Origin of the sequence: Lacinutrix algicola, assembly GCF_001418085.1 — a bacterium.
GTDB lineage: Bacteria > Bacteroidota > Bacteroidia > Flavobacteriales > Flavobacteriaceae > Lacinutrix > Lacinutrix algicola.
Map to the genome: position 1 here is coordinate 41340 of NZ_LIQH01000021.1, position 15518 is coordinate 56857.

At 31.8% G+C, this 15518-nt stretch carries 8 protein-coding genes; 3 read left to right on the plus strand and 5 right to left on the minus strand.

The genetic code is table 11. The annotated features are described in order from the left end of the window. Positions 1–60: 60 nt before the first annotated feature. From ASC41_RS01700 to ASC41_RS01720, 5 genes are all read right to left on the minus strand, one after another. Complete coding sequence (locus ASC41_RS01700; RefSeq protein ID WP_055434913.1) at positions 61–2640, minus strand: phosphoenolpyruvate carboxylase; 2580 nt, start codon at positions 2638–2640, stop codon at positions 61–63. Then, positions 2640–3758, minus strand: coding sequence for a 3-isopropylmalate dehydrogenase (gene leuB, locus ASC41_RS01705; RefSeq protein WP_055434914.1), 1119 nt, complete (start codon positions 3756–3758; stop codon positions 2640–2642). Before leuB ends, ASC41_RS01700 begins: the two co-directional genes overlap by 1 nt. A gap of 138 nt (positions 3759–3896) precedes the next feature. Beyond that, entirely contained in the window at positions 3897–4478 is a 582-nt protein-coding gene (gene leuD / locus ASC41_RS01710) for a 3-isopropylmalate dehydratase small subunit (protein ID WP_055434915.1), read from the minus strand. A 1-nt stretch (position 4479) separates the two neighbouring features. Further along, positions 4480–5883, minus strand: a complete 1404-nt coding sequence (gene leuC, locus ASC41_RS01715) for a 3-isopropylmalate dehydratase large subunit (protein WP_055434916.1) — start codon at positions 5881–5883, stop codon at positions 4480–4482. Positions 5884–5961: 78 nt separating this feature from the next. Then, complete coding sequence (locus ASC41_RS01720) at positions 5962–7137, minus strand: 2-isopropylmalate synthase (RefSeq protein ID WP_055434917.1); 1176 nt, start codon at positions 7135–7137, stop codon at positions 5962–5964. Between the two features lie 148 nt (positions 7138–7285). Here ASC41_RS01720 and ASC41_RS01725 point away from each other — a divergent pair, with 148 nt between their 5' ends. The 3 genes from ASC41_RS01725 to ASC41_RS01735 all read left to right on the plus strand — a co-directional run bounded on the left by ASC41_RS01725 (position 7286) and on the right by ASC41_RS01735 (position 15488). Further along, positions 7286–8827, plus strand: a complete 1542-nt coding sequence (locus ASC41_RS01725; protein ID WP_055434918.1) for a hypothetical protein — start codon at positions 7286–7288, stop codon at positions 8825–8827. 148 nt (positions 8828–8975) lie between these two features. Next, positions 8976–13310, plus strand: coding sequence for a PAS domain S-box protein (locus ASC41_RS01730; protein ID WP_083477116.1), 4335 nt, complete (start codon positions 8976–8978; stop codon positions 13308–13310). A gap of 42 nt (positions 13311–13352) precedes the next feature. Further along, a complete protein-coding gene (locus ASC41_RS01735; protein ID WP_055434920.1) occupies positions 13353–15488 on the plus strand; it encodes a sensor histidine kinase in 2136 nt (711 codons plus the stop codon). The last annotated feature ends 30 nt before the right edge of the window (positions 15489–15518 follow it).

Below are 15518 nucleotides of genomic sequence, written 5' to 3' on the forward strand. Positions count from 1 at the left end.
AAAAAAGGCTTGCAAATTTTAAATTTGCAAGCCTTAATAGTTATGTATTAAATAAGCCTGTTATGCTGAATTTCTACTAGCATTAATATTCCCAAATAACGAACGCGTTACTAATTTTTCATAAATAGCAATTTGTGCTTCATCTTTAACTGGTGCTTTTTCAAGTTCCTGAATTTTCTTTAAAGCATATTGTTGTATCGTTAGTAATGGTAAAACAATAGATTCTCTAACTGCAATAGATGCGCTTCCTGCAGGTTCTTCTTGCATAAGTTCTGTATATCCAGTAAGTTTTAAAAGTAAACGTTTTGAGGTTTTGTATTCTTCATAAATAACATTCCAAAAGCCACCGTATTCTTCATCTTCACTCATGTATTTTGTTAAATCGAAAAACGATTTAGATAAAGACATCATGCTATTTTCAATAAGAGTTTTAAAGAAGTCTGAAGTTTTAAATAACTTTTGAACTTTATCAAACGTATTGGTGTCTTCATAATGTTTAAGCGCAGTACCTACACCAAAAAATCCTGGTACATTTTGTTTTAACTGACTCCAAGAACCAACGAATGGTATGGCTCTTAAGTCTTCGAATACTAAGCCTTCTGCTTTTCCACGTTTAGATGGGCGACTTCCAATATTAGTTTTTGCATAATATTTTAAAGTACTCATGTGTTCTAAATACGAAATAAATTTAGGATGTGCTTTAAATGCAGAGTATGCTTCGTAACTACGCTCGGATAAATCTGTCATTACTGCTCTGTTTTCAGGAAGCATGCTCAAATCTTTATCACTTAAACTATTGTAAATACCAGAACTAATTAATTGCTCTAAGTTGTATTGAGACGAATCTAAAGTTCCAAAATTAGAACTAATTGTTTGTCCTTGTATTGTTAATTGTACTTCTTTGTCTTCAATTGTTGGTCCAAGAGAGGCGTAGAAATTATGAGTCTTTCCACCGCCACGTGCTGGAGGCCCACCACGACCATCAAAGAAAATAACGGTAATACCGTGTTGTCTTGATATTGTAGTTAGATTTTCTTTAGCTTTATAGATTGCCCAATTAGCCATTAAATAACCACCATCCTTAGTTCCGTCGCTAAAACCAAGCATAATAGTTTGCTTGTTTTCTCTCGATTTTAAGTGTGCAGCATATTCTGGATTAGTATATAACTCTTCCATGACTTGAGGTGCGTTCTCTAAATCGGTAATAGTTTCGAATAAAGGTCCAACATCAACAGTTAATTTATCTTGAAAAGCAACTAGTTTTAACATGGCAAACAACTGCATAACATGCAGAGTTGTTTGGTTATTACTAATAATATAGCGGTTTGCGGCTACTTCGCCATTCGTAGTTTGAATGGTTTTTATAGCTTTCATTGTATTTAAAGCTTTTAGGGTTTCTTCATCTTTAATTAAAGACAAATCAACTTTACCTTCAACTTTAGATAAAATTTGTACCTGCTCATTTTCTGGTAAATCATGATAGTTTTTAGGGAATATAGTACTACCGCTTTCAATTAAGGTATTTACCATATCGTTAAAATACTGCTCGTGCTTTCTGCTATCTTGACGAATATCTAGGTTAGCAAAATGAAATCCGAAAAGATGAACTTTGTTTAATAAACTATTCACTTCAGTTACATAAAGCGATTGGTGTTTATCTATTATGATTTCTTTTATTTCCTTTAATTCTGAAGTAAATGAGTCTAAAGTTAAATTAGATTCTTGATTCGTAATCATTTTATAAAGCTCACGCTCTAAGTTAGCCACGCGCTCTTCGACACCTTGAAAAGATAATTTTCTTTTTAAAGCTCTTACATCGCGATAATAATTTTTAATAACTGTTTCGCGTAATCTATTAGCAACTTTTAATGTTATTTCTGGAGTTACAAATGGATTTCCATCTCTGTCTCCTCCTGGCCAAAAGCCAATATTAATAATATCGTTATCAATATGTTTTCCGTCGAATATATTTTGTTGAATGTAATCGTAAATAGATCCAAAAGATTTGTAAAATACATTTTCTAAATACCATATTAAACTCACAGCCTCATCGTAAGGTGTAGGTTTTTCATGTTTAAAAAATGGTGTTTTCCCTAGTTGTGCTAAAAGGTCGTTTATTTTTAGTAAATCGTTTTCACGAATAGCTTCTGTTAAATCTGTAATAATACCTAAAACCGAACCTGGGTAAAACTGAGTAGGATGTGCTGTTAATACAATACGAACTTTAAATTCTTCTAAATACGCTTTAAGTGTTTCTAGTTTGTTCTCGGCAGTTGCACTTTCTTTTAGGCTACGCAATGTTCCAATACCATCCATATTATTAACTAATGGAAAAGCGGCATCTTCAATAGCATCAAACAATACAACTTGGCGTTCTATATATTGAATAAATTTAAATAATAAATTAGTCTGACTCTCTGGAGAGCGACTAGATTGGTATTTTTTAAAAAATGTTTCAACAATAGTTGTTGGGTTGTCTTGTTTAGAAAATCCTTTCTCACAAGTTTCATGAAAAAGTGGTAAAAGGGCTCCGGTTTTTGTAATAGCATCGAAAGGAAGTGTCATGAATATACTGTTGTATATTTGATACTTCGACAAAACGTTTTGATTAAATCGTGTAAGTTTAGGTTGTATAGACATTAAATTATAGTGGATTGTCCTAAGTGAATGTTTGTAAAATTATGGTTCGAATCTTTAGGGTTGCTAATAAAATCTGCTATAAAATCGCCAACTTTATTCGTGGAAATGTTATCGTAAATAGTATTTAAATCTGGAGTAGTAACATTTAGTTTTAAAGATTTTTCTACAGCTTCTTTAATTAAGTCGGCTTCTTCATGTAAATCAAAATGCTCTAATAACATTGCAGCACTTAAAATAGAGGCTACAGGATTTGCAATATCTTTTCCAGTTGCTTGTGGGTAAGATCCATGAATAGGTTCAAACATTGCATATTTATCTCCAACCGAAGCTGAAGCTAGTAACCCAATAGATCCACCAATAACACTAGCTTCGTCGCTAATTACATCTCCAAATAAGTTTTCAGTTAAAATAACATCAAACTGTTTTGGATTTAAAATCATTTGCATAGCTGCATTATCAACAAACAAAAAGTCTAAAGTTACATCTGGATATTGTGTTGCTAGTTCGGTAACAACTCTTCTCCATAAACGTGATGTTTCTAAAACATTGGCTTTATCAACCAAGGTTACTTTTTTACTTCTGCTCTGTGCAGCTTTAAACGCTAAATGTGCAATACGTTCAATTTCTTCCCGCGAATATTCGCATAAATCTGAAGCTGTATTGCCATCTTCACTCAGTTGTTTTTCTCCAAAATAGATACCTCCAGTTAATTCTCTGTAGATGCTAATATCTGTGCCTTCAATAATCTCTCTTTTTAAAGGTGACTTATCAAGCAATGTATCGTATGCTTTTACGGGTCTAACATTTGCGTATAAGCCTAATTCTTTTCTAAGCTTAAGTAAGCCTTGTTCAGGTCTTACTTTAGCGCTTGGATCATTATCGTATTTTGGGTGTCCAATAGCTCCAAATAAAATAGCATCACTCGATTTGCAAAGCTCTAAAGTGTTATCTGGTAAAGGATTGTTTTGTTCGTCTATAGCAATAGCACCAACCAATGCTTCTTTAAATAAAAACGTATGGTCGAATTCTAAAGCAATAGCTTTTAAAACTTTAATCGCTTGTTTGGTTACTTCTGGACCAATGCCATCTCCTGGTAAAACTGCAATATTTAATTTCATAGAAAATTTATTTTGTTCATTTCCGTGTAAAGAGGAAATTTATGTTGTTATTTTTTTTAGCGTTCCCTAAAGGTCAGGCTTTCACTACTCGCTCTTTTCAAGGAGCTCAAACATGCCGTTCTATCCTTAACGCACTAATTAACCAATTGTATTTTCGAATGCTTCAATCTCTGTTTTTTTACTAAGTAAGTAATCAATATCGTCGTAACCATTAATCATACATGTTTTTTTGTATGGATCGATGTCGAAAATTTCAGATGTATCACCTACAGAAATCGTTTGTAATTCTAAATTAACTATAATTTTTGTATCGGGATTATTTTTTATGGTAATTAGTAATTCGCTTAAAAACTCTAAGCTAACTTGTATAGGTAGTAAGCCGTTATTTAAAGCATTTCCTTTAAAAATATCTGCAAAAAAGCTAGATACAATTACTTTAAAACCATAGCCAACTAATGCCCATGCTGCATGCTCGCGACTAGAGCCACAACCAAAATTATCTCCAGCTACTAATATGCTTCCAGAGTAATCTGTATTATTTAAAGAGAATTCCGAATTTTCCGAACCATCTTTATTATAACGCCAATCTCTAAAAACATTGTCGCCAAAACCTTTTTTATCTGTCGCTTTTAAAAAACGCGCAGGAATAATTTGGTCTGTATCTACATTTGCAATATCTAATGGTATTGCTCTTGATGTTAATGTTGTAAATTTTTCCATGCTATGCGAATTCTAATGTTTCAATATTTTCTGTTACATCTACTATTTTTCCCGCAATTGCTGTTGCAGCAGCTACTAACGGGCTTGCTAAAATGGTTCTAGAACCTTGACCTTGCCTGCCTTCAAAATTTCTATTCGAAGTAGATACGCAATATTCACCTTGTGGTATTTTATCGTCGTTCATTGCTAAACAAGCAGAACAACCAGGTTGTCTTAGTTCGAATCCAGCAGCATCAAAAATATCTTTTAAACCTTCGTCTATAATTTGTGTTTCCACTTGCTTGCTTCCGGGAACCAGCCATGCAGTTATATTATCTGCTTTTTGTTTGCCTTCTATATATTTGGCTGCTACTCTAAAATCTTCGATTCTAGAATTGGTGCAGCTACCAATAAATACGTAATTTATTTGCTTGTTGATTAAGCTTTCGCCTGCTTCAAAATTCATGTACTCTAAAGACTTTACAAATGATGCGTCTTTATCGTTCGGGATGTTTTCCGATATTTTAATTCCCATACCTGGATTTGTTCCGTAGGTAATCATAGGTTCTATATCTTCAGCATCAAAAGTGTATTCTTTATTAAAGGTAGCTCCATCATCTGTTGGTAATGTTTTCCAATAAGCTACTTTGTTATCGAAAGCTTCTCCTTTTGGAGCGTATTCGCGTCCTTGAACATAATCGAAAGTAGTTTGGTCTGGAGCAATCATGCCTCCACGAGCTCCCATTTCTATACTCATATTACAAACCGTCATTCTACCTTCCATAGACATGTTTTCAAAAACATCTCCTGCATATTCGCAAAAATAACCAGTACCAGAATTGGTGCCTAATTTTGATATTATATAAAGAATTACATCTTTAGGTAGTACGCCGTTTTTAAGTTTTCCGTTAACGGTAACTCTAAGGCTCTTTGGTTTAGTAAGTAGCAAACATTGGCTTGCAAAAACTTGTGCTACTTGACTGGTTCCAATGCCAAAAGCGATAGTGCCGAAAGCACCATGTGTTGAGGTGTGACTATCTCCACAAACCATTGTCATTCCTGGTTGTGTAAAACCTAACTCAGGAGCCATAACATGTACAATACCATTGTATTTATGACCAAGTTCGTATAAAGTAATATTATTTTTTTTACAGTTTGTAGAGAGTTGCTCTAACTGGTTTCTAGACTGTAAATCTTTAATTGGTAAATGTTGATTCTCTGTTGGTGTGTTGTGATCTGCAGTTGCTACAATTTGATTTGGTCTAAAAACAGCAATTCCGCGATCTTCTAATTCATTAAAAGCTTGCGGACTTGTTACTTCGTGTATTAAATGTTTATCTATATAAAGTATCTGTGGACCGTTTTCTATACTATCGACCACGTGAGCGTCCCAGACCTTATCGAATAATGTTTTTTTATTTGTCATGTATTAAAAATCAATTAGCATTTTGCTTCTTCAAATAAGTGTTTGCTAATTAGAAGAAATAAAATGCCTATTATAAATTTATGCTGAAATTATTTGTCTGTATACGCTGCTAGTTTCAATAATTTGATGAATATCTTCATCTTCTACTTGCTTCTTTTTATCTGCAAAGCTTAAAAAATTAGCGTAAACATCGTCTAATTGTAGTTTCGTTAATTCGTAACCAACATTTTTGGCTCTGTAGGCTAAGGCAGCACGACCACTTCTTGCTGTTAAAACAATAGCCGATTCTGTTACGCCAACATCTTTAGGGTTTATAATTTCGTAAGTTTCACGGTTTTTAATTACGCCATCTTGGTGAATTCCAGAACTGTGAGCAAAAGCATTTGCACCAACAATTGCTTTGTTCGGTTGGGTGTAAATTCCCATGCTGTCTGATACAAGTTGACTTATTCCGTAAAGCATTTCAGTTTTAATGTTTGTATCTAAATTAAGGTAAGGATGTTGTTTAAGCACCATAACAACTTCTTCTAATGCTGTATTTCCAGCGCGCTCTCCAATACCATTAATAGTGCATTCTATTTGTCTTGCTCCATGTATTACACCTTCAATAGAATTTGCAGTTGCTAAGCCTAAATCGTTATGGCAATGGCAGGATAAAATGGCTTTTTCAATACCTTTTACATTTTCTTTTAGATATTTTATTTTCGCTCCATATTCGCTAGGTAAACAGTAGCCTGTTGTGTCTGGTATGTTTAATACTGTTGCTCCGGCTCTTATTGCAGCTTCGCAAACTCGTGCAAGATATTCGTTTTCTGTACGTCCGGCATCTTCTGCATAAAACTCTACATCTTCTACAAAAGACTTTGCGTATTTTACGGCTTCAAAAGCGCGTTCGATAATTGCTTCTCTATTAGATTTGAATTTATGAATAATATGAGAATCTGAAGTCCCAATACCTGTATGTATTCTCGGTTTTTTAGCATATTTTAGTGCTTCCGAAGCTACTTTTATATCGTTTTCTACAGCTCTTGTTAAACCACAAACAGTAGCATTTTTTACTATTTTAGAAATTGCTTCAACAGATTTAAAATCTCCAGGACTAGATACTGGAAAACCAGCTTCTATAACGTCTACTCCTAATAAATCTAATTGTGCTGCAATAATTACTTTTTGTTCAGTATTTAGTTTGCAACCAGGAACTTGTTCTCCATCACGAAGCGTTGTGTCGAAAATTTGTATGTTATTATTTGACATTTAAGAGTGTTTTATTTTTCTATTGAAAGACTAATTTATACTTTGGTTATTCGTTACTAGTAATCACAATTTACAGTGTTACGATGTTCAATCTTTTAAATAGAACATAAAACACTATAAATCAATTAGTTAAAACAAATATTACTTGATGACTAAAGATCAAAAAGATAATTTATTCGCCTTAGTTAAGTCTTTGAATAAGTCTGAAAAACGACAATTTAAATTGTATGTTGGGCGTTTAGGCGTGAATTCCGATTCTAAATTTTTAAATTTATTTACAGTTTTAGATAAGTCTAAAAACTACGACGAGGTTTCTATATTAAAGTCTACACAAATTAAAAAACAGCAATTAGCAAATGTAAAAGCGCATTTGTATAAGCAGATTCTTATTAGTTTAAAGTTAAATCCGTCACATCAAAATATTAGGTTACAAATTAGAGAGCAATTAGATTTTGCTTCAATTTTATACCATAAAGGATTGTATAAGCAGAGTTTAAAAATTTTAGATAAAGCAAAAGATGTTGCAATTGTAAATGAAGAAAAAAACCTTGCGTTCGAAATAGTAGAGCTTGAGAAAATTATTGAAGCGCAATACATAACCAGGAGTATTAGTACTAGGGCAGATGAGCTTACTATTCAAGCAAAAGAGTTAAGCGAATTAAATGTGATAACAAGTAAGTTGTCTAATTTGTCTCTACAATTGTATGGTATTATTTTAAAAACAGGTTACGTAAAAAATGAGCAAGAGAGTAACGAGGTAACGCAGTACTTTAATGATAGGTTACCAGATTTTGAAATTTCTAAATTAGGTTTTAGGGAGAAGTTATGGTTTTATAAAGCGCATTTGTGGTACAGTTTTTTAATGCAAGATTTTTTAAGTTGTTATAAGTATGCTTCTAAATGGGTAGATTTATTTAATCAATATCCGGATATGTTACACTTGAATCCTGTCTTCTTTTTAAAAGGTAGTAATTATTTATTAGAGTCGGTTTTCTATGTTAATAATAAGCCTAAGTTTGTAGAGGTGTTTTCGAAATTTAAAGCTCAAATTGAAGATTCTAACTTTCCGAAAGATGAAAATGTACAGTCGTTAACTTTTTTATATCTTAATTTTCATGATATTAATAAGCATTTTATCGACGGTAGTTTCCAGGATGGTTTGGCTTTAATTCCTAAGATAGAATTAGACTTAATTCAGTTTGAAAATAGAATAGACGAGCATCATACAATGGTGTTTTATTACAAGTTTGCAAGTTTGCATTTTGGCGTTGGTAATAACAAAGAATGTATAAGGTATTTAGATAAAATTATTTCTAATAAATCCCTTTCTATGCGAGAGGATTTGCTATGTTTTTCAAGAGTGTTAAATTTAGTTGCGCATTACGAAGCAGGATTAGATTATCATTTAGAAACTTTGTTAAGAAGTACTTATAAATTTTTAATTAAGATGAATGATCTCCATGAAGTTCAAAAAGAGATGATAAAATTTATTAAAGGCTTACAAGATATCTATCCTCAAGATTTAAAAAATGCGTTTAGAACTTTAAGAGATACTTTGAAAACTTTTGAAGAGCATCCTTACGAACGTCGTGCATTTTTGTATTTAGATATTATTTCGTGGTTAGAAAGTAAGATAGAGGATAAGCCAGTAAGTGATATTATTAGAGAAAAATATTTAGCAAAAATATAAGATACTTTAAAAAAAAAGATGATTTAGGTTTAGTGATTTTGTTTTATAGTCATATTTTAATTGACTGTAAATCAAATGTATTTAGTTTTTTATGGTTTTTAAAGTAAAAAGTGTATTTTTAAAGTTCCTAGCTTAACCAATTCATTTTATGAATATCTATACCACAATAATTCTTGAGTTTCTACTCATAGTATCTAGTATTCTTTTATTATTTAAATTTAGAAATGTACTAGGTTTAGCACCTCTATATCTCTTTTTGGGAGCGGTTAGATATTTGCAAGCGCTTACCGGAACAATGGTAAGTTTTACTGTTTTAGATAATTTCATAATTTATCCTTCCTCTCTTATTATATTTAGTTGTCTTTTGTTTGCGGTCTTACTTATTTATATCAAAGAAGGAGTTTCTAGTGCAAGAGCTCTTATTTTTGGGATTATCATTTCCAATCTACTTTTGTCTGTGTTATTTTGCCTTACGCAAACGCAAAATGTGAGTGACATAGAGTCTACATTCGCATTTTTGATAGATGATAAGTATTTTATTACAGGTAGTATATTGTTGTTGTTAGATTTTCTTTGGATGGTAATAATTTATCAATTTTTTATTTCAATAATTAATAAAAAATATTTCTTTCTTATACTCTTTTTTTCACTTTTAACTGTTTTTATTTTTGATTCTTTTGTCTTTAATATAGTGCTCTACTTAGGGAATGTGCGCTTCTATAATTTGTTAGTAGGGAATATTATAGGAAAGCTTGTTGCGGCATTAGTGTTTTCTTTTGTTTTGTATTTGTACTTAAAGTATATAGATGGAGAGAAAAAAAGTGCTTCTTTTATTGTTAATCAAGAACGAGATGTGTTTTCTATATTAAGATATGAAAAAGAATATTTACAACTAAAAACCGAAAAACAAGAGTTAGAGAAAAATTTAACTTCTCAATTGGAAACTTCTCTAAATAATATTTCAGGAGGTTTTATTTCTCTAGACACTAACTGGTGTTATACGTATGTTAATAAAAAAGCAGCAGATCTTTTAGGGAAGTCGCCAGAAGCATTGCTTGGAAAACATATTTGGACCGAATTCCCAGAAGGTGTAGGGCGTTCATTTTATAAAGCTTATCATAAGGCAGTTGAAACGCAAGAGACGGTGTATTTTGATGATTACTATGAGCCATTAGATAAATGGTTTGAGAATAGAATTTACCCATCTCAAGATGGATTGACAATTTATTATACAGATATAACACAACGGAAAAAAGCAGATACTAATAATCAAATGCTATTGTCTTTAATAGAAACTAATCAGGATTTTATTGGCTTAGCAACATTAGATGGAGAACCTCTTTATTTAAATGATAATGGTAGAAAATTAATGGGATTAGGATCGGGTGAGAAAATGCCAGATTCTATTTCTGCTTTTTTTCCTGAAGAGTATCACGACATAATTGCAAACGAGCATATGTCTAATATTTTTAAAGCTAATGGCTGGAAAGGCGAAACAAGCTTTAAAAATTTGAAAACAGGAGATTTAATACCTATCGAAATGTCCGGTTTCTTAATTAAAGATAAGGAAAAAGAAAGACCACTAGCGTTAGGTATTGTTGCTAAGGATATTGGTGAGCGTAAAGAAGCTGAAGAGAAATTAATAAATAGCGAACAGCTTTTTAAACGGCTAACTTCTAAAGCGCCAGCAGGAATATATCAAACAGATACTCAAGGTTCTTGTAATTATGTAAATAAAAGGTGGTTGCATTATGCAGGAATGTCTTACGAAGAGGCTATGGGAGCTGGGTGGGCAAATGCCATTCATCCTGATGATGTAGAAAGAATACTTCAAGAATGGAAAGCATATGTGTCATCTGGAGAAAGTGAACTGGAAACAGATTTTAGATTTTTGCATAAAGATAATAAGGTGGTCTGGGTAACTGTTAAAACGGTAGGAACCTATGACGCACAGAATAATTTATATGGCTATATAGGAATGGCTATTGATGTTACTGAAAAGAAAAAGGCGGAACAAAAGTTAATAAATAGTGAGAAGTTATTTAAGCGATTAACATCTAATGCTCCTGTTGGAATTTATCAAACAGATAAAGATGGTGTTTGTAATTATGTTAATGAGGAATGGATGAAGTATTCAGAGCTAACTTTTCAAGAATCTTTAGGTTTGGGTTGGTCTACTGCTATTCATCCAGAAGATAAAGTTAGGGTTTTAAGTGAATGGGAGCAAGTTGTTTCTAGTGGAGGAGATTTAATTTCAGATTTTAGATTACTAAGTAAAAAAGGTAATACAAAATGGGTTTCGGCAAAAACCACTAGCTTATATAATCATAATAACGAATTGTATGGGTATATAGGAACAATTGTAGATGTTACAGAGCGGAAAAAAGCTGAAGAGAAGTTAATAAATAGTGAACAATTATTTAGAGGCTTAGCTTCTAATGCACCTGTTGGTATTTTTCAAACAGACAAAGATGGAGTTTGTAATTATGTAAATCAAGAATGGATAAATTATTCAGGAATAGCTTTTGACGAAGCTTTGGGTTTTGGTTGGTCTAATGCGATACATCCAGAAGATAAAGATAGAGTTCTTGATGTATGGGAAAAATCTATTATTGAAGAAACAGAATATAAAACAGACCTTAGGTTTCTAGATAGAAAAGGGGAGACAAAATGGCTTTCAGCTAAAGCTACAGGTTTGTATGATGTTAATAATAATTTGTATGGGTACATAGGGACAATTGTCGATATAACAAATCGTAAGGAGGTAGAAGAGCAAATTATTAAAAGTGAAAAGTATCTAGATAGTATTTTAAACAATATAGGTGACCCAGTTTTTGTTAAAGATGATCAAAGTAGAATACTGTTGGTTAATGATGCGTTTTGTTCTGTTTTTAATATTGAAAGAGAGGCTATAATAGGCGAAACTTTAGCAGAAAGTGTTTCTGTTGAGGAAAGGGAGTTTTTTTTAAAAGTAGATAAGCAAGTTTTAGAAACAGGAATAGAGAATGTTAGTGAAGAAACTTTAACTCTAGCAGAAAAAGAGCCAAGAATAATTTCAACAAAAAAGACAAGATTTATTGATGTTGCTGGTAATTTGTTTTTAATTGGTATTATTAGAGATATAACAGAGCGTAAAAAAATAGAAGAAGAAATCAGGATGGCACATCAACGTCTTACTACGCATTTAAATAATTCTCCACTAGCTATAATAGAATGGGATAGGGATTTTTTTGTTTCTAAATGGTCAACACAAGCCGAAAAAATATTTGGTTGGAAAGAATCTGAAGCGATAGGAAAACAATTGGTGGACTTAGACTTAGTTTATGAAGAAGATATTCCTGCTACAGATTTTATTGCTAGCGAATTAAGAAATGGTAAGGTAAAGCGTAATAAGATTATTAATCGTAATAATACAAAATCAGGTAAGGTAATCTATTGTCAATGGTATAATTCGGTTTTACAATCTCCAGACGGACAAATAGAAACAGTTTTGTCTTTAATACTAGATGTTACAGAAAGTAAAAAAGCAGATGAAGAAATCCAGAAAGCACATCAACGTCTTACTATGCACTTAAGTAATTCTCCTTTGGCAGTAATAGAATGGGATCATAATTTAATTATTTGTAGTTGGTCTATACAGGCAGAAAATATATTTGGTTGGAAAGAACAAGAAGTTTTGGGAAAGCATTTTAATGATTTAAACCTCGTTTATGAAGATGATTATGAATCTACAGAGGTTATTTCTAACCAATTAATGAAAGGAATAGTTAAAAACAATAAAATTGTTAACCGTAACAATACCAAAGAAGGAAAAGTTATTTATTGCCAATGGAATAATTCTGTTTTGCAATCTCCAAATGGGCAAGTAGAGACCGTAATGTCATTGGTTCAAGACGTAACAGAAAGAGTAGAGTATGAAAAAAACATTAAAGAAAATGAAGATAAATTCTCTAAAGCTTTTGAGTCTAACGTTATTGGAAAAGCCATACTTAATAAAGAAAAGAAGATTGTAGAAGTAAACGAAGCATTGGCTTATATTGTTGGCTTAGAAAGAGAAAACATGTTAGGGAGAACAGCTCAAGAAATAAGGTTGTTCAGTCTAGATAGTCCAGGCAATTTAGAAAATGAAAATAAACTATGGAGTGCTTTTGGAGAAAAAGGATATGTTTCTAATATGGAATTAAAATATCTAATGGATTCAGGAAAAGAAATATATATATTAATCTCTTTACAGTCACTTCAGTTGAATAGCGAAGGTCATGTTTTGTTAACTATTTTAGATATAACGGAAAAGAAAAATGCCGAAGCAGAATTAGAAAAATACAGAAATAACCTAGAAGAATTAATTGAAGTTAGAACAGAAGAAGTGCATTTAAAAAATAATCAATTAGAGCGTATGAATAAATTGTTTGTAGGTAGGGAGTTGAAAATGAAAGAATTGAAAGGGATTATTAAAAAGTTAGAAAAAGAAAATGATAATTAAATCAACTATAAAAAAAAGAAATCTATTTAATTTTTCTTTAATATGAGAAAAAGTATTTCGTTTTTTTCTTTAAAAAAGCCTTTGGTGTTAGGTTTCTTTGTTTTTTTAACACTGCTTTTTGCTACGCAATATGTTTCTTATCAGGAGTATGTGATAAACAATAGTGAAGAAAAACAAAAAGTGAACAAGCAGGTTGGTTTAATTAAAGAAAAGTTGCAATCACTGGTTATGGATAGTTATTCCGCTACAAAATTACTGGAATATATTGTGGAAATAAATGGAGTTCCAAAAGATTTCAATAAAATAGCGGCAGAATTGCTAAGTAGAAGTAAATATTTTGATGTTGTAGAATTAGTAGACGGTAATGGTGTTATTACACACGTTTATCCGTTAGAGAACAATGAGGTTATAGGTTTTAATATTCTAACAAGTGCTGAGGGACGCAGTGGATCTATGGCTACTATAAAAAGGAAAGATTTTTTTATTGCGGGTCCAGTTCGTTTAAAACAAGGAGGAGTTGGTATGGTAAGTAGGCAGCCTCTATTTATAGATGATGAATTCGTTGGGTTTGCTGCTGTGGTTACTAGAATATCTACTTTTTTTAATGAGCTAGTTTTGGAGGATCCAGAAGAAAATCGTTTTATATATCAATTGTCCAAGGTAAACACGGAAACGGGTATAGAAGATTTTTTTTTAGAAAGCGATATCTCTCCATACAAAGACTATGCTATACCTATAGAGATGTCTATAGGGGAGTGGAAACTTTATGTAGTGCCATTGCAAAAGCCATTTAATACAGCTATATGGTCTTCAATAATTGGTGTTTTGTTAGCTTTTGTTAGTAGTTGGATTGTATGGTATTTTGCGGGTAGATCAGCACGTTTAAATAATTTAATTTCTTCAAAACTTTCAGAACAGGAAAAACAATTAAAGTTAGTTTACGAAATCACATCCGAAAAAGTTAAAAAAAGCGAAGCGCTATTTAGAAGTCTAGCCTCCAATGCGCAAGTAGCCATATTTTCTGCAGACAAGGAAGGAATGGTTAATTATGTTAATGATGAATGGATGAAATATTCCGGAATGTCATTTAAAGAAGCAATGGGTTCTGGATGGATAAATGCTTTGCATCCTGAAGATAAAGACAGAGTAATACATGTATGGCAACAAGCAGTGTTATATGGAAGTGATTTTAATTTGGAACTGAAGTTCTTAGATAAAAAAGGAAATACCACTTGGCTTATTGTTAAAGGCACCAAGCTAATAGATGCACAAAACAATATTTATGGATATATTGGTACTGCTTCAGATATAACAGAAAGAATTCATAGCGAAAAAGAACTATTAAGCTATAAGAATAATTTAGAGAAACTAGTAGGTTTAAGAACTGAAGAACTAAATGATAGTAAAGAGGCTTTGTTAAATCTTTTAGAAGATATAAATCTTCAATCTACCGAATTAGAGAAAGAAAAAGTAAAGGCGCAGTCTGCAGATTTAATGAAATCTGCATTTTTAGCAACCATGTCACATGAGTTAAGAACGCCAATGAACTCTATTATTGGTTTTACAGGTATTTTATTAAAAGAATTAGCAGGACCATTAAATAGTGAACAAAAAAAACAACTCTCTATGGTAAAAGATAGTGGTTCACATTTATTAGGCTTAATTAATGACGTTTTAGATATTTCTAAAATAGAAGCAGGTAAGTTAAGAGTTTCTTTCTATCCGTTTAATTATTTGGAAACATTAGAAAAAACAATAGATTTTTTAATGCCACAGGCTTCAAAAAAAGGATTGGAATTACGTACAGAAATTTCTAATTTAGATATTACATTGGTAAGTGATGAAAGGCGGATAGAGCAAATTTTACTAAACATACTTTCTAATGCTATTAAGTTTTCTGAAAAAGGAGATGTAAGAATAAAAGTAAACGTAAAAGATGATGTGCTAATAACTCAAATCATAGATCAAGGAATTGGTATAGATAAAAAGGATATTGATAAATTGTTTATACCTTTTATTCAGCTCCAAGGAGGTCTTAATAGAAAACATGAAGGAACAGGCCTAGGGTTGGCTATTAGTAAAAATTTAATCGAAAAATTAGGAGGTACAATTGAGGTGGAAAGTGAGCTCGAAAAAGGGAGTACCTTTATAATTAAATTTCCATTAAAATATTCCTAAACAAACTTACTTACTTTAATTAATAATTAG

Coding starts and splice junctions, on each gene's coding strand:
- ASC41_RS01725 (WP_055434918.1), top strand. CDS start 7,286: ATGACTAAAGATCAAAAAGATAATTTATTCGCCTTAGTTAAGTCTTTG.
- ASC41_RS01730 (WP_083477116.1), top strand. CDS start 8,976: ATGAATATCTATACCACAATAATTCTTGAGTTTCTACTCATAGTATCT.
- leuD (WP_055434915.1), bottom strand. CDS start 4,478: ATGGAAAAATTTACAACATTAACATCAAGAGCAATACCATTAGATATT.
- leuC (WP_055434916.1), bottom strand. CDS start 5,883: ATGACAAATAAAAAAACATTATTCGATAAGGTCTGGGACGCTCACGTG.
- ASC41_RS01700 (WP_055434913.1), bottom strand. CDS start 2,640: ATGTCTATACAACCTAAACTTACACGATTTAATCAAAACGTTTTGTCG.
- leuB (WP_055434914.1), bottom strand. CDS start 3,758: ATGAAATTAAATATTGCAGTTTTACCAGGAGATGGCATTGGTCCAGAA.
- ASC41_RS01720 (WP_055434917.1), bottom strand. CDS start 7,137: ATGTCAAATAATAACATACAAATTTTCGACACAACGCTTCGTGATGGA.
- ASC41_RS01735 (WP_055434920.1), top strand. CDS start 13,353: ATGAGAAAAAGTATTTCGTTTTTTTCTTTAAAAAAGCCTTTGGTGTTA.